Annotated in this window: 21 protein-coding genes; 12 read left to right on the top strand and 9 right to left on the bottom strand. The window is 45.8% G+C overall.

All coding sequences use genetic code 11. From position 1 onward, the window contains the following. Positions 1-108, bottom strand: a 108-nt coding sequence (locus tag ACE1CM_RS47575; protein WP_374885700.1) for a helix-turn-helix domain-containing protein, incomplete at its 3' end; no start/stop codon positions are given. Between the two features lie 276 nt (positions 109-384). On the opposite strand from ACE1CM_RS47575, the gene ACE1CM_RS47570 reads away from it, so the two are divergent. From ACE1CM_RS47570 to ACE1CM_RS47560, 3 genes are all read left to right on the top strand, one after another. Further along, positions 385-843 carry a glutaredoxin family protein gene (locus tag ACE1CM_RS47570; protein WP_374886628.1) on the top strand — a complete coding sequence of 153 codons (459 nt, stop codon included), beginning with the start codon at positions 385-387 and terminating at the stop codon, positions 841-843. Positions 844-1,123: 280 nt separating this feature from the next. Continuing rightward, positions 1,124-1,987, top strand: a complete 864-nt coding sequence (locus tag ACE1CM_RS47565; protein WP_374886627.1) for a cytochrome c biogenesis CcdA family protein — start codon at positions 1,124-1,126, stop codon at positions 1,985-1,987. 87 nt (positions 1,988-2,074) lie between these two features. Further along, positions 2,075-3,127, top strand: coding sequence for a tetratricopeptide repeat protein (locus tag ACE1CM_RS47560; RefSeq protein WP_374886626.1), 1,053 nt, complete (start codon positions 2,075-2,077; stop codon positions 3,125-3,127). Positions 3,128-3,353: 226 nt separating this feature from the next. On the opposite strand, the gene ACE1CM_RS47555 is transcribed toward ACE1CM_RS47560, so the two are convergent. From ACE1CM_RS47555 to ACE1CM_RS47540, 4 genes are all read right to left on the bottom strand, one after another. Beyond that, positions 3,354-3,563 carry a hypothetical protein gene (locus ACE1CM_RS47555; RefSeq protein ID WP_374886625.1) on the bottom strand — a complete coding sequence of 70 codons (210 nt, stop codon included), beginning with the start codon at positions 3,561-3,563 and terminating at the stop codon, positions 3,354-3,356. A gap of 83 nt (positions 3,564-3,646) precedes the next feature. Then, complete coding sequence (locus tag ACE1CM_RS47550) at positions 3,647-4,135, bottom strand: DUF3368 domain-containing protein (RefSeq protein ID WP_374886624.1); 489 nt, start codon at positions 4,133-4,135, stop codon at positions 3,647-3,649. Beyond that, positions 4,132-4,377 carry a UPF0175 family protein gene (locus ACE1CM_RS47545; protein ID WP_374886623.1) on the bottom strand — a complete coding sequence of 82 codons (246 nt, stop codon included), beginning with the start codon at positions 4,375-4,377 and terminating at the stop codon, positions 4,132-4,134. The genes ACE1CM_RS47550 and ACE1CM_RS47545 overlap by 4 nt, the downstream gene beginning before the upstream one ends. Before the next feature lie 29 nt (positions 4,378-4,406). After that, positions 4,407-4,571, bottom strand: a complete 165-nt coding sequence (locus ACE1CM_RS47540; protein WP_374886622.1) for a hypothetical protein — start codon at positions 4,569-4,571, stop codon at positions 4,407-4,409. Positions 4,572-4,640: 69 nt separating this feature from the next. On the opposite strand from ACE1CM_RS47540, the gene ACE1CM_RS47535 reads away from it, so the two are divergent. The 3 genes from ACE1CM_RS47535 (at position 4,641) to ACE1CM_RS47525 (ending at position 9,321) form a co-directional block, all read left to right on the top strand. Then, positions 4,641-7,316, top strand: coding sequence for a CHAT domain-containing protein (locus tag ACE1CM_RS47535; RefSeq protein ID WP_374886621.1), 2,676 nt, complete (start codon positions 4,641-4,643; stop codon positions 7,314-7,316). A 239-nt stretch (positions 7,317-7,555) separates the two neighbouring features. Continuing rightward, positions 7,556-8,842 (top strand): YcjF family protein, encoded by a 1,287-nt coding sequence (locus tag ACE1CM_RS47530; RefSeq protein ID WP_374886620.1) that lies wholly within the window; start codon positions 7,556-7,558, stop codon positions 8,840-8,842. Positions 8,843-9,123: 281 nt separating this feature from the next. Further along, positions 9,124-9,321 (top strand): DUF2283 domain-containing protein, encoded by a 198-nt coding sequence (locus tag ACE1CM_RS47525; protein ID WP_374886619.1) that lies wholly within the window; start codon positions 9,124-9,126, stop codon positions 9,319-9,321. 18 nt (positions 9,322-9,339) lie between these two features. Here the strand turns inward: ACE1CM_RS47525 and ACE1CM_RS47520 are convergent, their stop codons facing one another. Further along, a complete protein-coding gene (locus ACE1CM_RS47520; RefSeq protein ID WP_374886618.1) occupies positions 9,340-10,323 on the bottom strand; it encodes an aldo/keto reductase in 984 nt (327 codons plus the stop codon). Positions 10,324-10,387: 64 nt separating this feature from the next. On the opposite strand from ACE1CM_RS47520, the gene ACE1CM_RS47515 reads away from it, so the two are divergent. The 5 genes from ACE1CM_RS47515 to ACE1CM_RS47495 all read left to right on the top strand — a co-directional run bounded on the left by ACE1CM_RS47515 (position 10,388) and on the right by ACE1CM_RS47495 (position 15,562). Continuing rightward, a complete protein-coding gene (locus tag ACE1CM_RS47515) occupies positions 10,388-12,292 on the top strand; it encodes a pseudouridine synthase (RefSeq protein ID WP_374886617.1) in 1,905 nt (634 codons plus the stop codon). A gap of 294 nt (positions 12,293-12,586) precedes the next feature. Further along, the gene (locus ACE1CM_RS47510) at positions 12,587-12,787 is read left to right on the top strand and encodes a hypothetical protein (protein WP_226582285.1); all 201 of its coding nucleotides are present in this window, start codon (positions 12,587-12,589) and stop codon (positions 12,785-12,787) included. A 275-nt stretch (positions 12,788-13,062) separates the two neighbouring features. Then, positions 13,063-13,665: a 2OG-Fe(II) oxygenase gene (locus tag ACE1CM_RS47505; RefSeq protein WP_374886616.1), complete on the top strand. Its 603-nt coding sequence runs from the start codon at positions 13,063-13,065 to the stop codon at positions 13,663-13,665. Between the two features lie 440 nt (positions 13,666-14,105). Continuing rightward, positions 14,106-14,555 carry a hypothetical protein gene (locus ACE1CM_RS47500; protein ID WP_374886615.1) on the top strand — a complete coding sequence of 150 codons (450 nt, stop codon included), beginning with the start codon at positions 14,106-14,108 and terminating at the stop codon, positions 14,553-14,555. 131 nt (positions 14,556-14,686) lie between these two features. Then, positions 14,687-15,562 carry a Uma2 family endonuclease gene (locus ACE1CM_RS47495; RefSeq protein ID WP_374886614.1) on the top strand — a complete coding sequence of 292 codons (876 nt, stop codon included), beginning with the start codon at positions 14,687-14,689 and terminating at the stop codon, positions 15,560-15,562. Between the two features lie 91 nt (positions 15,563-15,653). Here the strand turns inward: ACE1CM_RS47495 and ACE1CM_RS47490 are convergent, their stop codons facing one another. Continuing rightward, positions 15,654-17,582: an ABC-F family ATP-binding cassette domain-containing protein gene (locus tag ACE1CM_RS47490; RefSeq protein WP_374886613.1), complete on the bottom strand. Its 1,929-nt coding sequence runs from the start codon at positions 17,580-17,582 to the stop codon at positions 15,654-15,656. A gap of 182 nt (positions 17,583-17,764) precedes the next feature. On the opposite strand from ACE1CM_RS47490, the gene ACE1CM_RS47485 reads away from it, so the two are divergent. Further along, on the top strand, positions 17,765-18,058 hold the full coding sequence (locus ACE1CM_RS47485) for a hypothetical protein (RefSeq protein WP_374886612.1): 294 nt from the start codon (positions 17,765-17,767) through the stop codon (positions 18,056-18,058). Here ACE1CM_RS47485 and ACE1CM_RS47480 read toward each other — a convergent pair. Both ACE1CM_RS47480 and ACE1CM_RS47475 read right to left on the bottom strand, forming a co-directional pair. Next, positions 18,004-19,527 (bottom strand): FAD-dependent oxidoreductase, encoded by a 1,524-nt coding sequence (locus ACE1CM_RS47480; RefSeq protein ID WP_374886611.1) that lies wholly within the window; start codon positions 19,525-19,527, stop codon positions 18,004-18,006. The two genes, ACE1CM_RS47485 and ACE1CM_RS47480, sit on opposite strands and share 55 nt — an antisense overlap. 93 nt (positions 19,528-19,620) lie before the next feature. After that, positions 19,621-19,936 (bottom strand): hypothetical protein (locus ACE1CM_RS47475; RefSeq protein ID WP_374886610.1); only part of this gene is annotated, 316 nt, incomplete at its 5' end.

Here is a 19,936-nt window from a genome sequence, read left to right as displayed (position 1 = left end):
CAAAGAAAGGGCGTAATTCCAATACCAACGACAGCACCCAAACGACTTTGCCAGAGATACTTGCTGGTCTTGATCGGGGTAAATGCGGTATTTATACGCCTTGAGCATTTATCATCATCAGAAGTTGCTGATAACATAATATAGCGTAGATTGTGTGGATTCCCTATCCCTCAGGTTATTTTTTGGTTGCTATCCATCCCCACCCTATAGACGGATGGGGCATTTGTTAACGAGCCATTGTGTTTTGTGGTACCGCAACCAGGTTTGTTGCGCCATCGCCAATTTTTTACCACAAAATTATCCAAAAGTCAACTACCTAGTTCAGTAGCTTGACCATCCGCTGAATCAATACCACAATTTAAAATAACTAAATAGGCAGACTTTATGAAATCGACAACTATTATCTGGTCTTTGGCAGCAGTAGTAACCGCGTTAGGCACTGTTGCCTATGCCCAACAGCAAGTCCCCATCCAATCCGGTTTAACATCAAATTCGCTTGTTTCTCAAGGGAGAAACTCGCAAATAAGCACTAATTCTGGAGCGGCAGAAACTGCATTGGCTGAACATTTGAAACAACGAGGCGCTAAAATGTACGGGGCTTACTGGTGTCCTTATTGTACTAGGCAGAAAGAATTATTTGGCAGACAAGCTTTTAGGCAAATTACCTATATCGAGTGCGATCCCAGAGGAGAAAATGGCAGACCCGATTTATGCCGCCAAGCGAATGTAAATGGGTTTCCTACTTGGGAAATTAACGGGCAGCAGTACAGGGGAATGCAGACTTTAAATCAACTGGCAGATATATCTGGTTATAAAGGTTCTCGCAATTTTAGAAGTCAATAAATAGCGCTAATTGCTAATTGCTAATTGGTAATTGGATGAATAATATAGCATTTTTCCTGATTGAGCCATTAGCCATTAGCCATTAACGGCTTTTTTGAGAAGGATAGCAAATTGAGTTAAGCAGAAACAAGGCAAGGGAAAAATATGGTTCAGGAGTGCAAAGATAGTGGGTAGGGACACGGCAAGCGAAAATTTTGGCAAGCTCGGGCAAAGATAATTGATGCCGTGTCCCTACAGATTGTGAAAAAAAAAACGATTTCGGCGCGGACGCATTAAAATTATGACGCTGGCTAAGTGGATATCTAAAAGTTTTGATAAACGCAATCTAAGCAAACGATTGCTACCGGGATTGCTATTCGCCGGAACGCTTTTACTAATTCTGGCTGTTAGTTGGATCGATTGGAACGTCATATTCCAACCGCTGCAACACTTGGTTTTCCAACTGGAAAGTAGCTATCACCAATGGTTAGGTAAAAACCCTGACAATAACTCGTCACTCCTACTTTTACTGGCGTTTGTGGGAGGTTTAATTGCCAGCATTTCGCCGTGCAAACTAGCTTTACTATCGGTGAATCTCAGCTATATCGGCACTCTGGATATTACCTCGCGTAAAGATGCCTTTGTCAAAGCTGGTTCATTTGTATTGGGCGTGGTGACGGTTCTCAGCTGTTTGGGTTTATTTTCTTCCTTAATCGGCGCGGCGCTGTTTTCATACCGGGGTTATGTAGAGGTAGCAGTGGGTTTGGTAATGTTGGTAATGGGATTGAACTTATTCGGGTGGCTCAATCTACCTTTACCCCAAATTAACCGGCAATTGCCTTCAAGCTTAGGCGCTTATAGTGTAGGATTAACATTTGCTTTGGTCAGTTCTCCCTGTAGCAGTCCGGTTTTATTTGCGGTTTTAACTGCTGCCGCTGCGACGGGGTCTGGGTTACAAAGTATGCTGACAATGGTTTGCTATGCTTTGGGCAACACGGCGGTGATTTTCCTGGCGAGTCTGTTTGCGGGGTTAGCCAAGCAAACCCGCGTTTTGTTGCAATACTCGGAGCGAATTTTAGCCTTGGCTGGGGGGCTACTAATTCTGACTGGAGGATATTATCTGGTGAATGGGATTCGCTGGGTTGTTTCATCGATGTCAATATAAATTGCGATCGCTAACGGTAAAAATCGACAGTTTCTGCGGAAAAACCTCGATAAAATTTGGGATGAATGCGACCCTGGGATACAACAGATGATAGAGTCGGTGAGGCGATCGCTCTTAAAATGGTTTCGGCCTGCGGTTGAGGCGAACAAATCGCCCCAACATCCGGAATTGAACCGAAAATCAAACAATCAACCCCTAACGCCAAGGGAATACGAACATTTTTTCACGCAAATCCTTGAAGGCGTTGAAGGCGGGTGGGGGCGAGTGCAGGTTTTAAGGGCGCTAGGGGCGCTTTCCCATCGCAGTCAGGAAGCCGACTGGGTGGCGTGGTTACGCGGTTATGGGGAACAATTACTCGCACCGCCAGTGCCAAACCGCCACATGGCAAGGCGGATGGTACAATTGGGCGAAATTGACTGCGGGGAATTATGCTCTGTTGCTGGGGATATTGGTAGGGAAATGCGCCAACGACTCGCAGAAACGTTCCCAGGCGCGGCGGAAGAAGAGACAACTAGTCCGATTCAACAAGTGGAAACATGGTTCCAACAAGGAATAGAGCTATTTAATGCTGGGAATTATAGCGGTGCGATCGCATACTACGACCGTGCTTTAGGTATTCTACCGACCGCGCCAGAAATCTGGTACAACCGGGGGAATGCTTTTTTTCACTTAGAACGCTATCAAGATGCCATCGCTTGCTACGACAAAGCTTTAGAATTCAAACCAGATAAATCAGACGCTTGGAATAACCGGGGAAATGCCCTTTCTAAACTACAACGGAGGGAAGAAGCGATCGCAGCTTGGGATAAAACTGTGGAAATTTCACCGAAGTATCACCAAGCTTGGTATAACCGAGGCGTGGTATTGGGATATATGGGATGTCTGCTGGAAGCAATTGAGAGTTACGATAAAGTTTTGGCAATTAAACCCGAAGATCATCAAGCTTGGTTTAACCGGGGTTTGGTGTTAGGGAATTTGGGGAGGTATGAGGAAGCGATCGCTTCTTGGGATAAAGCCTTAGAATACAAACCGGAGCGCTACGAAACTTGGTATAACCGAGGCATAGCGCTGAGTAACTTAGGACGGAATGATGAGGCAGATGCTAGTTTTAAACAAGCAGAGGCGCTAAAACCAATGTAGTAGCGGGGTGGCTGTTGCAATCGTGTGTAATATGGATTCCGGTTGCATCGGAATTACAGCAGTTTTCAATTGGGTGCAACACAGTTATTGTAGGGGCTAAGGCTAAAGTCAGTTTTGTCGCCAGCACAAAGTTCCTCGGTTATTGCAGGGGCTAAGGCTAAAGTCAGTTTTGTCGCCAGCACAAAGTTCCTCTAGCCTTAGCCCCTACCACTCTCCACGATCGGGGCTACTCATAAGCGGATTCTTGGGATTCTTGGGATTCTTGTCTATCTAATTCTAGAAAAAGTCCTTCAGCATTCAGGACTAAATCTTCGTCAGATAAAGGCGGAAATTCTAAATTAATTACCCGCTGCAAAATTGCCAAGGCAAGCGTAAGTCGCTCTGGTTCGGTCAAGGGATCAAAGGTGTTTAGGAGTTCTTGTACAAAAGCAGTCATAATACCTTTCCTCGGACAGGCTCAAAGCATAACACGAGCTTTATCTGAGAGTCTTATACACTCGTCGTGCGTAAGTCCTGGAATTAACTCTCACCAGCTAGCCTCAAAACGCTGTTATATAAAGGTTCAGCAACCCAGAAACCTGCTTGGTTAATCAGGGCATCCAACAAAGGTTTCACCTCCAAAATTAATTGTTGACTTTTAGCCTCGATTAAAATGTCCAAAATTCCTGTGGATCGGAGGTTTAGCCTAGCAGCAACAATAGAACCCAAACGTTCATCAATTAGGATTTGTTCCGCTTGTAGTTCCAAGGCTAGAGCGATCGCTTCAGCTTCACCAATGTCCAGTTCGTTTTGCAGTGCTTCAAATACCGCACGGTTATTTACCTGACAAGTTTGAATCCAGCCAAAGGTTTGAACGGAAGTTGCACCTGCTACTGGGAAATCCGGAGCGGTCAATTCTCGGTAAACAGCTGGGGGGATAATAACAGCGCCGTAAAGTTCTCGTAAAAGATGAAGTTGATTAATGGCTGCCAGGTTATTGATGGGTGAAGTATCGCTGACGATAATCACAGTCTGCCCATCTCCCTGAGATTTTTAATGTCTTGTTCAAAGTCTTCCACGTTATAGTGAACGGGGATTTGACGACTCGCAAGCAAATGCTGAAATGCAATGCGATTCATACCTGCAAATCGACTAGCTTGAGCCAGGGTAAGTTTCTCCTTTTGAAAGAGCATGACTGCAATTTCCTGTCTCATTTCTGCTTCAGTCATGCGAGTAGCAGCTAAAATATCGTCAGGAATTGTAATACTCATAGTTGCCTTCCTCTCATGAAAGTGGTTCACTATGGGGAAAAAAATTTATCTCGACACGATTGAGTTGAAGCTTGTTGGCTTATTGCCCAACTGCCTGTCAATTCTAGCAAACCAGAACAAATCGCCTTGAGATCGATCGCAAAGGACAAACGATCCCTGACATCGGCGATCGCCTCTGGGCCTAGAGAAGACAAAAAAATCCTGGTGAGGGGTATCGATGTTTCTCTACAATCAGAATGCAGTGTCATGGGAAAGGGTGATAAATGTTAAGGCGGATATGGGATGCGATCGCTAGTTGGTTTCGGCGCTTGTTGGGACAGGATACCCCAGAAAGAAGGCGGCGAAGAGCTTCCTTATCCTCTGCCACAACAACACAGAGTCAGGCTAATCTACCTCCTTTGGGAGATGCAGATTACGAGTTTTTATTGATGCAGCTATTGGAAGGTGTGGCGCATGGTTGGCCTAAAGAAAGGGTTTCCAAGTTTCTGGTAGATTTACAAGCGCGCATTACCGAGGAACAATGGACAAATTGGTTGCATCGCTTTGGCGAAAGGTTGCTCGCATCTCCGGCACCCAATAACGAATTGGCAAGTAGGATGGTGCGCTTAGGCGAACTCATTACCACTCCTTTGGGAAATACTGCCTATGAAATTGGAATGCAGTTGCTGCTGCGGGAAACCAGACCACCCGTAACCGTGCCCAAAGAGTCGCCACCCCCACTTATACAACCACCCATCGAGGAAGAAGAACCCCTAGAACCTCAACCCGTTACCCTCGATGAGTTGTTCGATTTGTTACAGCAAGACCAAGGTTTAGTTCAGCAAATTGCTGCTCAACTGCAAATTGATGCCACAGATCCGCAAGCGATTATTCAGGAATTGATTAATAAATCGGCGGCGATCGATCGAACAGAACCGGATACGGCGGATGGCTGGTTTAATTTAGGGGTGCAACAACAAACGTCTGGAGATGCGAAAGGTGCGATCGCCTCTTACGACCGCTCTTTAGAACTCGATCCCCATGCCAGTGCAGTTTGGAGTAACCGAGGCGTCGCTTTAGCAGATTTGGGACGATATGAAGAAGCGATCGCCACTTTTGAGCGCGTGTTACAAATCGAACCCACCTCACACTGGGCTTGGAATAACCGGGGACAAGCTTTAGCGGAATTAGGACGCTTTGAAGATGCGATCGCCAGCTTTAACGAAGGATTAAAATACATCCAATCCACCACCCAACCCGAAGGTTGGGGTCAATTGCATCGCGCTAAAGGCAATGCTTACTACGATCAAGGGCGCTGGGCGCTTTACCCCCACGACTATTGGCGCAAAGCCATTTCCGAGTACGAACTTGCCCTCAATACCCTCACCCCATCGGCATCGCCCCTAGGACACTTACAAGTATTGCAAGACCTAATCCGAACTTATTTGAGTTTAGGTCAAGTCGAAAAAGCACAAGAACTAGGACGCGGTTCCCAGTTGCTTGAACGTTTAATTGATCAAGAAGAACAATCAGGTATTCTTGGTATTCCCGTACTGATTCAATCGATCGGCTTTCACCAGTTAATGGTAGATTTAGCCGTGCAATCTGGGCAATTAACCCAAGCCCTCGAACTGGCAGAAAAAGGCAAAAATGCCTGCTTTAACTGGTTTTTGGGTGATTGGAACGAGGATCTTCCTAGTCCTACCTGGAACGACCTACAACAACTGCTAAACCCTTCAAACGCAATTATTTACTGGCATCTCAGTCCCGCGACCCTCACCACATTCGTTATCACCCACGACAGTCAACAACCCCTCGTCCAAAGCGCAGTCACACCCGCCAATGGGGAAGAACTGCCAATACCAGTGCAACGCTGGCGCGAATTCGATAATTGGGTCAAAGATTGGGATCAACAATATCAGGAAGACCGCCACCTGGAACCACAGCCAGAGGTCACCACCAGTAGGTGGCGCGGTAACTTAATCGAAAAATTGAATAATTTAGCGGTTATCCTGAATGTGGCGGATATATTATCACAAATACCGGCAAATGTCAAAAACTTAATTTTAATTCCTCACCGCGACCTGCACCGCTTGCCCCTCCATGCCCTGTTTGGGGATCGTTTCATCATTTCCTATCTGCCCAGCGCCCAAATCGGTTTAACCTTAAAACGACTGGGACAAATTTCACCGCCAGCATCGGATCGGGAACGCACGACAGCATTGCTGTGCGTCGAATGTCCCCACCGGGAAGGGGCGCAAGCGTTAGTTTATAGCCAAATTGAGGCAGCCGTTGTTACCCAGATGTTCGAGAATGCGACGCGGATAGATGATGCGATCGCTACTAAAGAACGGGTTGTCACGGCGCTTTCCTCGGGATACGGTATCTTTCACTACACCGGGAATGCGAGCGATCGCCCCAAAATACCGGGTCAATCTGCCCTAGCTTTAGCCTACCCAGACCAATTAACTCTGGAAGATATTAGCCGCCTTTACCTTAACAGCTACCAACTGGTTTACCTATCGGCTTGTGAAACCGGCGTAACTGGTAAGAGTGCGATACGCCTGACGGCACGCGGCGCGAACGCGACCGAATTCGTCGGTTTAGTCAGTGCTTTCCTCAGCCGTGGTGTAACTAATATAGTAAGTACTTTGTGGACGGTAGAAGCGATTTCCCGTGGCTTATTAACGATTGAATTCTACCGACTGATCGGGGTAGGCGTCGCCCCAGCAGCCGCCCTAAAACAAGCACAGCAATGGCTGCGCGCCCTCACCTACAGCGAACTGGCACAATGGTATCAAGACCTAGCCACCCAATTAGCCGACAACGCGCCCAGTATCAGCGAATACCTCAGAACAGAAGCGAACGTCCTGCAAAGAGATACGGCTAAAATGAGTTCATCCCAACCTCCCTTTGCCCATCCATACCACTGGGCTGCTTTTACCATTGCGGGGATATAAGATTGCCGATTGGTGTTAAATGTAGGGTGCGTTAGACGAGAGTACGGCACCACCACCACCATATATAGAGTTGCTGCATAAGTGCTGTGAAATTCAATCTAACGGAAGTTGGTAAAAGGGGCATAACCAGGTTATCTTTCATGGTTGTAGGGGCGGGTTTAACGAAATATTTCGTGTTGCGGCAGAATGGTTGGTAAAACCCGCCCCTACTATACACTTGCGATGCAAGCGAAAATGATATGACTGAGCAACGTGATAGTGAAAAAAAAACTAAGCCGGTAAATGATATCTGGAAAAACCGCATTGCGGGTGTTTGGCACAACGCAACGACACGTTTGACGCAACTTTTACCCGTAGAACAAGTCGCACAAACGGTGGTTCAATGGTTTAGCGTCTCTGAAGAGCAAGTTGCAGAGATTTTAGAGACTGTGCGGGCAGAATTGCCAACTACGGAAGCGCTTTTAATTGGTAAACCTCAAGCGGGGAAAAGTTCAATTGTGCGGGGATTGACGGGAGTTTCCGCAGAAATTGTGGGGCAGGGTTTTCGTCCTCACACGCAACATACCGAACGCTATGCTTATCCTTCGAGTGACCTGCCGTTGCTGATTTTTACCGATACAGTTGGACTGGGAGATGTCAATCTTGATACTCAGGCAATTATTCAAGAACTGATAGGAGACTTGCAACAGAATAGTCGCGGTGCGAGAGTCCTGATTTTAACAGTTAAAATTAACGATTTCGCCACCGATACCCTGCGACAAATAGCCCAAAAATTGCGACAGAAATATCCAGATATTCCCTGTTTGTTAGCAGTGACTTGCTTGCATGAAATTTATCCACACGGGACGGAAAATCATCCAGCTTATCCACCAGAATATGAGGAAGTGAAGCGAGCCTTTGCGGCGATAGAAGAAGCATTTAAAGGGTTGTATAATCGCTCGGTTTTAATCGACTTTACCCTAGAAGAAGACGCCTACACGCCCGTATTTTATGGTTTAGAAGCCTTGCGAGATACTTTAGCAGATTTACTCCCCGAAGCCGAAGCAGGTGCGATTCATCAATTATTAGATAAAGAAACAGGGGAAAAAATTGGCAACCTCTACCGGGATGTGGGGCGGCGTTACGTATTAGCATTTAGCATCATGGCAGCTACCCTCGCCGCAGTTCCCCTGCCATTTGCCACAATGCCCGTACTGACTGCGTTGCAAGGCTCGATGGTAGGGGTACTGGGGACATTATACGGGCAGACGCTGACCCCCTCCCAAGCTGGGGGAGTTGTGAGTGCGATTGGCGGAGGTTTTTTTGCTCAAGCAGTTGGACGAGAATTAATCAAATTTATCCCTGGTTTTGGCAGCGTCATCGCCGCATCTTGGGCAGGTGCTTATACATGGTCGCTAGGGGAAGCTGCCTGCGTTTATTTTGGCGATTTAATGGGAGGAAAGAAACCCGATCCGAAGAAAATTCAATCGGTAATGCAAGAAGCATTTCAGACAGCAAAAGAACGATTTAAGGGAATTAAACGGTGAGAAAGCTAGCTATCTATCTGCCTATTAAGCGATGTCAAAGGAAATTCAGTTTAGTGACCATGCCCTGTTCAAAATTTCTCTGTTGAGCCAAAGGGGGATGATAATTGCTCAATAATTTATTATTGAAACCATTCGTTTTCCCGATAGACAAGAAGCGGGAGAAGGCGAGAAAATCACAGCACAAAAACAGCTTAATGAAAACTTGGTGCTACGGGTTGTCTATCGAGAATACGAGGCATTCATTCTTGTAATTACACTGTATCCAGGTAGGAAAAGCCGTTATGAAAAGAGTTAGGTATAGCAAAGATGTCGATGCGCTTCTAATTGAGCTATCGGAGGATGCGATCGCGTATGCAGAAGATGAAGGACAAGTCATTCTTCATTACTCAAACGATGAAAAGTTAGTACTGATTGAAATTTTAGATTTCAAGCAGTTTATGTCTGAAGATCTTATTGCTGAACTGATATCAACCTCTTGATTGTTGCCCCAACTGTTCTCACTGAGTCTGAAATATATTTTGCACCATTTTTTTAGTAAGACTCGCAGCCACTTTATCCAAAGTTGCCATCTCGCCAGTATCTAATTGCCAACCTAATGCGCCTATATTCTGTTCCGCTTGTTCCACTGTTTTCGCTCCAGGGATGGGAATGGTTCCTTTACCAATGCACCAGTTAATTGCTACCTGGGAGAGGGTTTTGTTCCTAGATTGAGCTATTTCTCCCAAACATGCCAAAAGCGGGCTTATTCCTGGCAATAGCTGCCTAAACAATAGAGAGCGAATTCCTTTTGGGAATGGCCCTTTTTGCGAGTATTTTCCGGTTAATAAACCCAAGGCTAGCGGACTGTAGGCTATCAGTTTTATCCCCAATTCATCGCAAACTTCTTTCAAACCTAGTTGGGTGACTGGATAAGTAGACAGTAGCGAGTATTGAACTTGCAAGCTAGCGATGGGAACGCGTCGTTCGGAAAATCTTTTATGCACCCATTTGAGCCGTTTAGGGCCATAATTTGATAAGCCGACTCCCTTAACTAATCCTTGCTCGTAAAGGTCAGCAAGACCATCTAAAAGCGCTGCTTCTTGCCAAGGTGCATAATTGGCTGTAGACCAATGCATTTGCACTAAATCGACGTTTTTTCCCAGGCGTTGAGCAGAAGATTTACCAGCGGATACCATTGACTTGCGGGTTAATCTCCAGGGATAAGCAGCTAGCTTGGTGGCAATGCAAATATTTTCTTTGTTTGCACCTTGATATTCCCGAGAAAATTGTCCCAATAGTTGCTCGCTGCGCCCATTTAATCGCCCAGTTCCGTATGAATCACCTGTATCAAATAAGGTGATGCCGTTGCTGACACAAAGGTTAAAAACCGCTTGCAACTGGTTATCCATGCTTTCATCGTATCCCCAGAGCAGTCGGTTTCCCCATGCCCAAGTGCCGCATCCCATTGTGGGGAAAGTGAGTTTTTGGTTAGTTTGGAGCATCACAACACTCTAATTTTTGCTTAATCTAGTTTTATATACAGAATAGAAATCATACCTTTTATTTATGGTACTTTTGCACCCACTTTCAGATTTCATCGACTGGGATTGTGCAGTCAGTGACTTATCTCCCACCTATTGGTATGAAGCGCTGTGTCCTCAAACTGGCGAGTTGCTGAGATTACCCCGCACTCGTTTGGTAGAAAAGATCGCTTATAGTTTAATGCAATACCTCGCCACCGATGACCGCTATTCCCGCGAGGGCAAGATGTATGGCGTATTGCTGGTAGAACAGCCTTCTGGCGCACAAGGGATACTCAAAGCCTTCTCCGGGCTGCTAAATGGTTCCAGCGTCGTTGCAGGCTGGGTACCGCCGATTCCAGGGCGGGAACAAGTTGCCCTAGATGAAGCCCGCACCTTGACCGAATTAGAAACTATTAAACAGGAACTCATTACCCTTAAGCAACTTCCACAACGACAGCAGTATGAAACCCTATCTCGCGAGTTTGAATTGCGGTTGCAAGCACTCAGCTTGCGCCATAAAAATTGCAAGCAGCAACGACAGGAAAAACGTCAGATATGCTGCGAAACGCTAACTGGAGAAACGCTTAAAGTTGCCCTCGAACAACTCGATGAAGAAAGTCGCCAAGATGGAATTGAGCGACGAATACTCAAACGCCAACGAGATGAAGCATTACAGCCACTAAAGCAATTAATTGCAGCAGCAGATGGACGGATGAGGGAACTGAAACAACAACGAAAAGAACTGTCCCGCCAACTCCAGGCGCAGATGCACGCAGCTTACACTATGATGAATTTTTTAGGGAACTCGCGATCGCTTCAACAATTAATGCCAGGAGGTTTGCCAACTGGAACGGGTGATTGTTGCGCCCCAAAATTGCTCCACTATGCTGCAACGCAGAATCTAAAACCTTTGGCGATGGCAGAGTTTTGGTGGGGGTCGTCCTGTGCCAATGGTGACAAAATTCAGGGTGAATTCTACGGTGCTTGTGCAGATCGCTGTCAGCCATTGATGGGGTTTCTGCTATCAGGATTGTCGCCTAATTATATTGTCTCTCAATCAACAGCCCGCCAGGAAATAAATTTGACATCTTGCACCATTTTCAATCATGGGGAGCCAGAACCTCCCACACCTCATTCCCAGGCTGAGCCTGGGAATGAGAACATGGAGGATCTGCCTCTAGTTGCTGGTTCATTCAAACCGACTAATCAGCCTCAATTTCAGTCGGTTTTAACCGACTTCAGCTACTCGCTGGGGAATTTATTCCCTGGCGGAACTGGCGGAACTGGCAAAAATGGCGGAACTGGCGGAACTGAGCAAATGCTACCCATTCTTTATGAAGATGAATGGTTAATTGTCATCAACAAACCCCCTGGGTTACTATCAGTTCCCGGTCGTTATTTTGAAAATCAAGACAGCGTTCTCAGTCGCTTGCGTAATTTGTTACCGGATGGCAATTCGCTTACTGCCGTGCATCGGTTGGATCGAGAAACTTCTGGTATTCTTCTACTAGCTCGCGATTTACAAACTTATCGCCAACTTAGCCAGCAATTTCAACAACGGCAGGTAGGCAAAGTTTATGAAGCGGTGCTTTCCGATACTTTAACCGCTGACCGAGGTGTGATAGAACTGCCTCTGTGGGGAAATCCCGAAAATCGCCCTTACCAGCAAGTCAATTGGCAGTATGGAAAACCCAGCGTGACTCGCTTTCAGGTGATGGCGCGAGAGGGAGATTGCACTCGCGTTGAGTTTATGCCGCTAACAGGACGCACTCATCAGTTGAGAGTTCATGCGGCGGATGCGAGAGGACTTGGGATGCCCATTTTGGGAGATAGACTTTATGGATCCCGTGCTGTTGCTAATCGGTTACATCTGCACGCCAGGGAACTTTGCTTCCAGCATCCGCAATCTGGACAGATGCTTCAACTCGAAGCGATCGCGCCATTTTGAGCATATTATCAGGACTTACGCCCAGAAACCGGGTTTCTCTGAAAAACCTCGCAGCAAGAAACCCGGTTTCTACGATCGCCCTTGCGTACAAAGAAACCGGGTTTCTTCGCCGCCAGAAACTTTGGTGATACTAACGCCCTTGCGTAAGTCCTGATTATATCAATTAATATACACAATATTAAATGAAAATAAAGAGTTAATAAGAATTGTATTGTTTGAGAATTTACACCTTTGCGCGTTCATATACTGATCCGTGTATCCTATTCGTTTGCACATTGAACGAGGAGGCCCCAAATGGTTCACACATATGAAGTATTGGTCGATATTAAAGAATGCACTGAACCAAAGACCAATGCTTTTCGCTGCGGGACGACAAGGTATGAAATCGATGCAGAATCCAAAGCTAAAGCCGACGGCATGGCGCGAGTCCAAGCCAGAAACGAACATCCACTAGGCATTGAATACGACGTTCGCGTCACAAGATTACTGAAATAAAACAAACACCGGATGGAACGGTAGAAATCGTTACCGTGACGATTTATCCCATTAGAATTGTTGAGCAGGATTTAAAATTCTGAATATCTGCTCAACAGCTTTTTTGTATGGGTGTACGACGAGGTTCTGGGTAAGTGTCTCAAGACTTACGCAAACACCAAAGTTTCTCGGAAAAGAGATCCACGCAGAAACTTTGGTGATAGGATCAGAAACCGGGTTTCTCGGAAAAGAGATCCACACAGAAACTTTGGTGATACGATTGCCGCTTAAATGCCTTGAATTACTATCATCAACATCCCAACGCCTTCCCAATTGCTTACCTCAACGATTTGCGCGGAGAAATTCTGGCTTGTCCTTATCTTGCCATCAACAACCTCAACCGCGACTTTATTGGCACTAAAGGGTTTTCCGTAGTGTTTCAACGTTCGGAAATTGGGGAAGTAGAAAAACGATTTCCCTTCTTCAAACTCTATTTAGACCAAGCACTACAACCCACGTGCAATGCGTTCTACCTCAATCCGCTGTTACTCCAGGAAGGTTCCCGCGTCGATCCGCATATCGATCGCTCTTTAAGGTCTTATTGTAAAACAGTAGAACCTCCCCTAGTAGTCAGCGTGCTTTACGTGCAAGTTCCACCGAATTTAGAAGGGGGAGAATTGGTGCTGCGCTGTCAGAAAAAGTATATCGGACAGATTAAGCCAGAGGTGAACAAACTGGTGTATTTTCAAGGCGATCTAACCCATTCTGTCAATGCTGTTAAAACTAGCGGAACTCGTCTAAGTTTGGTTTGCGAACAATACAGTCTGAGCGATACTGAACTGCAAGATATTCCAGCATTTACAGTAGAGTCTAGAGCAGTGAAGGCAAAACGGAAATAGGTAAAAGCGATCGCTTTATATCATATCCGTCCGGGGCGGGTTGAACGAAATCAGGACTTACGCAACTGGCACATTTATTTTGTTTGTAGTAAGCGCTTAAGCGCTTACAGTGGCACTAAAGTGCCTACTACGAACCAAAAAATCATGCTATATGTGTGACACTTGCGTAAGTTCTAGAAATCTTTCTTGGTTCCAAAGAATGGTTGGTAAAACCCGCCCCTACAGCATCAAACAGTTCCAGAATGCCTGCTTCCAATCAGTTGCCAACAAGCGATCGCATTTAGACGCTTGCGAACAATTTACGTAATGTTACAGAAATTTTACGAAAACTTTGCCAGAACTTTATCCTAGCTTTGCGGTTTATGCCGGATGATTAGGGGAAAGTTACATTCACAAAGCTGTATCTTTGTGATGAAGCACAGGGTGAAGGAGGAAGTTTTATGACATCGCTGTTCCTGACGAATACAATCAAACCACTTTCAAAAATGGTGGCGATCACTTTGTCACTGGGTTGGCTAACAGCAGGGTCTGTAGAAGCTGCTAGCTTTACCTTTAGCAAGATTGTAGATACCAATACCCCGATTCCTGGGGGCGGTGGCAATTTTACTTTCTTGAACACACCTGTAATAGATAACGGTATCGTGGCATTTGGCGGTCAAGGTAGTAACCAGCAAGCAATTTATACCAATGCTGGAGGAATGCTGCAAACAGTCGTAGATACCAACACGCGGGTTCCTTTCAGCGATGTCAACTTTAGTAGTTTAGATCCAGGTGCTATTGACCAAGGAAATATAGTCTTTGTTGGCTTAGGAAATAAACCAAATCCATTAGGGGGTACGGATGTCTACGGAATTTACACAGTAATTGGGGGAGTGCTGGAGCGATTGTAACTTTTGATAAAAATGCGATCGCAGTTCTTGTTTCAGAAAAACCGGGTTTCAATGCCTTGGGATGTAACTAGCAACTTGGGTTATCTAGCAGCATAATATTAAATTAAGGTTGAAATCCATTGGAGGTGGTGATGGTTCTCATTCCCCACACGCCGATCGAGCAAGTCGATCCGCCCAAGTCGCCCAAAGAGACATTGCCAACGATGTACGATCTACCCAGCGAAGATCCGGAGGAACCTGGTTTGCCCGATGAATTTCACGACCTCCAACCTCAATTGTTGAGTCGAACGCTACGATTAACCGACTACTCCCGCGAGAATTGCTTCACTGCCTCTGGCCTCAACCTGTACTACGATGTCAAGCATCCCCTATGGCATAAACGTCCCGATTGGTTTTTGGTAGTTAATGTCCCGCGTTTATACGAGGGTACAGATCTGCGCCGCAGTTATGTGAGTTGGCAGGAAGGACAGCATCCCTATGTGGTGGTAGAATTCTTGTCCCCCGGAACTGAAAGCGAAGATCTGGGACGGTTTTACAATGAATCATCAAATAAAGCAGATGATGTCGATAGGGTAGAGGAGATAGAAACGACGCGACTGACACGTCAAAATCCACCGAGTAAGTTTGAGGTTTATGAGGAGTACCTGCGAGTTCCTCACTACATCATTTACAGTCGCTACACCCAACAGTTACGACATTTCAAATTGGATGGCGGACGCTATCTTGAACAGTCGCAAAATTCAAATAATCCTCGCATCTGGTTAGCGGATTTAAAGATTGGATTGGGCATTTGGTCAGGAGTTTTTGAGGATGTTCCGAGTCATTGGTTGCGCTGGTGCGATCGCGAAGGAAATTGGCTTCTAACCGATACAGAACAAGCACAAGCTCAACTGCGTCAAGCTGCCCAAAATCTCCTGGCTACTGGGATGGAAGTTAGTCAGATTGCTGAGATATTGTGCTTATCGGCAGAGCAAGTGCAGGCTTTCTTTCAGAGGGAAATGCATTAGACTTCTCCAAAAACTACCCTTAAAGGCGGGCAGAATGCCCACCCCACAAGAGTTATTGGATAAGTCTATTGGCAAGTGGTGGAATATACAACTAACTCACCCGTTCCGCCAATTCTAACCAACGTTCGGTAGCAGAATCAATTTCTTGACTCAATTGCGCTAAACGCTCTGATAACCTTTGCACTTCAGTAAAACCACTGGGAGGATTGTTGTAGAGAATCTTCTCAATTTCCTCTTTTTCAGCTTCCATTTCGGGAATTTTAACTTCCAGCGCCTCGTATTCGCGCTTTTCATTAAAAGAAAGCTTTTTGGGCTGATCCGATTTTGAATTTTGGCTAGAGTTACGCGCCCCAGCGCTAGAAGATTTTGCCGGTTCAGATTTGGCGGGCGCTACCTTTTCTTGTTGCTCTTCTTCTGCTTTCTTGTAGTCTAAATAAACTGAATAATTCCCTGGATACTGACGTAAATTTCCACCCGGTTCTAAGGCAAAAATATTGTCTACAGTGCGGTCGAGAAAATAGCGATCGTGGGAGACAACAATCACACAGCCATTAAAGTCTTCTAAATAATCTTCCAGAACTGCCAAGGTTTGCACATCTAGGTCGTTGGTTGGTTCGTCCAAAATTAGCACGTTCGGCGCGCTCATCAGCACTCGCAATAAAAATAGCCGTCGTTTTTCACCTCCAGAAATTTTGTTAATTGGGGCATATTGTTGATTGGGTGTAAACAGAAATCGCTCTAACATTTGGGAAGCGGTAATAACGCTGCCATCCGCTGTTTTGACTAATTCTGCCACATCTTTGAGGTATTCAATTACACGTTGGTTTTCGTTCATCGTCACATCTTCCGAGTGCTGATCGAAATAACCAATGTGAATCGTAGAGCCAATTTCTACCGTACCGGAATCTGGTTGCACTCGTCCGGTAATAATATCCATTAAGGTTGATTTTCCCGCACCGTTGCTGCCAATAATCCCTATGCGATCTTCGGGGTTGAAATTGTAATTGAAATCTTTAATTAAAGTCCGTCCGTTGTATCCCTTGCAAATATTAGTTAACTCAATAACTTTCTTGCCAATGCGACGACCAGCGGTAGAAATCTCGACCTTTCCCTGCACTTGTTTGAATTCCTGCGCTTGCATGTCGCGGATGCGGTCAATTCTGGCTTTTTGTTTCGTACTGCGAGCTTTTGGCCCGCGTTTGAGCCATTCTAATTCTCGTCGCAATACTCCTGCATGTTTGCGTTGAGTACTAGCAGCAGATTCCTCGGATTCTGCCTTTTTCTCCAAATAGTAAGCGTAGTTGCCAGAATAAGTATAAACGTCGCCGCGATCGATTTCGATAATGCGATTTGTTACGCGATCCAAAAAATAGCGATCGTGGGTAATTAGTAACAACGCACCCCGGAAGCGATTCAAATAACTTTGCAACCATTCAACTGAAAGCGCATCCAGGTGGTTGGTTGGTTCATCCATGAGTAACACATCGGGTTCTGATAGCAAAGCGGCTGCGATCGCAATCCGTTTGCGATATCCTCCTGATAAGTCGCCAATTTTGGCATCAAAATCTGCAATTCCCAACTTGCTCAAAACCACTTTGGCATTGGTTTCCAACTCCCACGCCCCCACCGCTTCCATGCGATGGGACACGCTAGACAACTGTGCCATCAACTTTTCAGTATCGCCCTGTCCGTGGGCCAGTTTATGGGAAAGTTCCTCGTATTCCCGCACCAACGCCATTTTTTCGCCACTATCGGCAAAAATTTGCTCTAAAACCGTGCGATTGGGGTCTAAATCTGGCTGTTGGGGTAGGTAGACAATTTTTGCGCCGGAATTTACCCAAATATCGCCAGCGTCGATTGGCTCGAGTCCAGCTATCATTTTCAGCAAGGTGGATTTACCGGAACCATTGGTGCCAATTAGTCCAACTTTGTCGCCTTCATCCAGGCTAAAACTGGCATCTCTGAGGATTTCTTTGATGCCGAAGTCTTTTTTGAGCGATCGCAGCGTGAAAATAGTCATCAGTTAAAAGTCATCTACCTAACCCAGTCTAACGCTGCCTTGGTAGGGTGCGATCTGAACGCACGCGATTAAATCTCTAGAGCTAGGACTTGATCGTAAAGTAGCGAAGGCAAATTCTTACTAACACTCAAGGAATCATAAGCAACGTTAAAGCTGTCGTTACCAACGTTCAAGCTGTCGTTATGATTGCTGAAGCTGTCGTTACCAACGTTCAAGCTGTCGTTATGATTGCTGAAGCTGTCGTTACCAACGTTCAAGCTGTCGTTACCACGGCTGAAGCTGTCGTTACCAACGTTCAAGCTGTCGTTACCAACGTTCAAGCTGTCGTTACCAACGTTCAAGCTGTCGTTACCAACGTTCAAGCTGTCGTTACCAACGTTCAAGCTGTCGTTACCATGGCTGAAGCTGTCGTTACTAACGTTCAAGCTGACGCAGAAACTTTGGTGATAGGATCGTCGGGCGTCAGGCGGGAATAAACCCGTTGGTTGTATTCCTGCAACGCTTGATCTGACCAATGGGGAAACCGCGTCAATGTTGCCTTTTGGATATAAACCATCAACGGACGGCGAAAATGTTCGTATTCCTCAAAAGCTTTGGCTATAATTTGCGCCTCATCCCAATGATTTTTCTCAGCAATATTGGCAATCAGCGTTGCAATTGCTAGCGCATCTTCAAAGCCTTGATTAACCCCTTGAGCCATAAAAGGAGGCATCCCATGTGCCGCATCACCAACTAATACAATTCGTCCTGCACTCCAGGGGGGTGAATTTTCCCCAGGTTGTATAGAATCCGCAATAGTAACCCGGTGAATATAATACGGACGCTGTCGCATATTGGCAGGAGGAGATAGACGCACTAATTGCTTGATTGAATCGGGAAATCCTGCCTTTTCCAATCCCTGTAAAGCTAAATCAATTAAGCAACTTTCTGACTTACCCTCTAACAAAACTAAAGGCAAAGGCAGGTGTATGATGTACCCCAGATGACCCCTTAGTCTGCCGAATAACATCATTCTGGTCGCCGAACCAACTGAATCGCTGCCTGTTTCATCATTAACTATCGTCACAATCGGTGAATCTTCAAAGAATTTTTCCACCAATTCTGTCCGCAATTGGTTTGGGATTTCTGGGATATCCCTGCAAGATATTGCGGCAAACCCGGAGTATTCAGGTTGTGCAAAAGCACTGTATGAGCTATCAGCGTAAAGCACCCGACGAATTGTAGAATTGATTCCGTCTGCTGCAACTACTAGCTTGGCTCGAATTGATTTGATTTCGGAAACTTGAGCAGGAGGCTCTAAATTTTGCGGCTGGGTGTCATTTGCCCAATAGGCATAAGGGTTTATTTCTTTACCTATATCGGATACAAAATCTAGCCGAACACATCCAGCTTCCGGCTCAGTTACAACGTTAATACAGCAATGATTTGCTTTAACTCGCTCTGGGGGAAGTTGGTGTCTGAGGACAGTTTGCAAATCGTACCAAGGAATTGAAACGCGCCCCTCGCCATAATCTTTAAACCAATCATCATAACTAAGAGAAATTGACCTAATCCGCTGCCCACGAATATTTTTTTGCACCCATTCTGGTGAAGTTTTGGGAGGTTTGTGTTCTCCTACTTCTCCGATAGTTTTATTGTCATTATTGCCAGGGTTAAAATTGAAGAAGCCAAAGGCAGTTTTCTTAACCGCTTCATAGGCTTTAAAATCTAAAGATTTGAGCGCTTTTAATCCATTGGGGAGAAGATCCAACACCTGACCAACTTGGCGAAAGGCACGTGTTCGATCGATAACAATAAAATTTTCAATCCCTCGCTGGCGTAAGCCAATCGCAGTTGCTAAGCCAATTGGTCCAGCACCAGCGATCGCAACATCGTAAATCCCGGTATCATCAGAGACAATATCTTGGTCTGTAGGCGGATGAAAGCTTGATTGATGCTCTGGCATATACGATCGAATTCGATCTTGTGGCAAATGGTTGACCGAATTTTTTTAGCATAATATGCGAAGGTTTAACTAGCAAGGCTTTGCACAACGCTATTAAATCTCTAGTAGCTCGGCTTGAGCGTAAAGTAGCGAAGGCAAATTCTTACTAACACTCAAGGAATCATAAGCAACGTTAAAGTTGTCGTTACCAACGCTGAAGCTGTCGTTACCAACGCTGAAGCTGTCGTTATGACGGATGAAGCTGTCGTTATGACGGATGAAGCTGTCGTTATCGAAGAAGACGCGGTGACAAGGGAGAGCGGCGACGCGGGGACGGCAGTCCCAAGGGTCTAAGACCCCGACTGAAATCGAAGATTTCAGTCGCCTGAATTCAGACGGGGTTTCAATCCCCGCCTGAATTCTTTCTCCG

The sequence above is a fragment of the Microseira sp. BLCC-F43 genome (genome assembly GCF_041929235.1).
GTDB lineage: Bacteria > Cyanobacteriota > Cyanobacteriia > Cyanobacteriales > Aerosakkonemataceae > Microseira.
The sequence above is the reverse complement of the archived record's forward strand: the minus strand, read 5'-3'. Positions and strand labels throughout refer to the sequence as shown.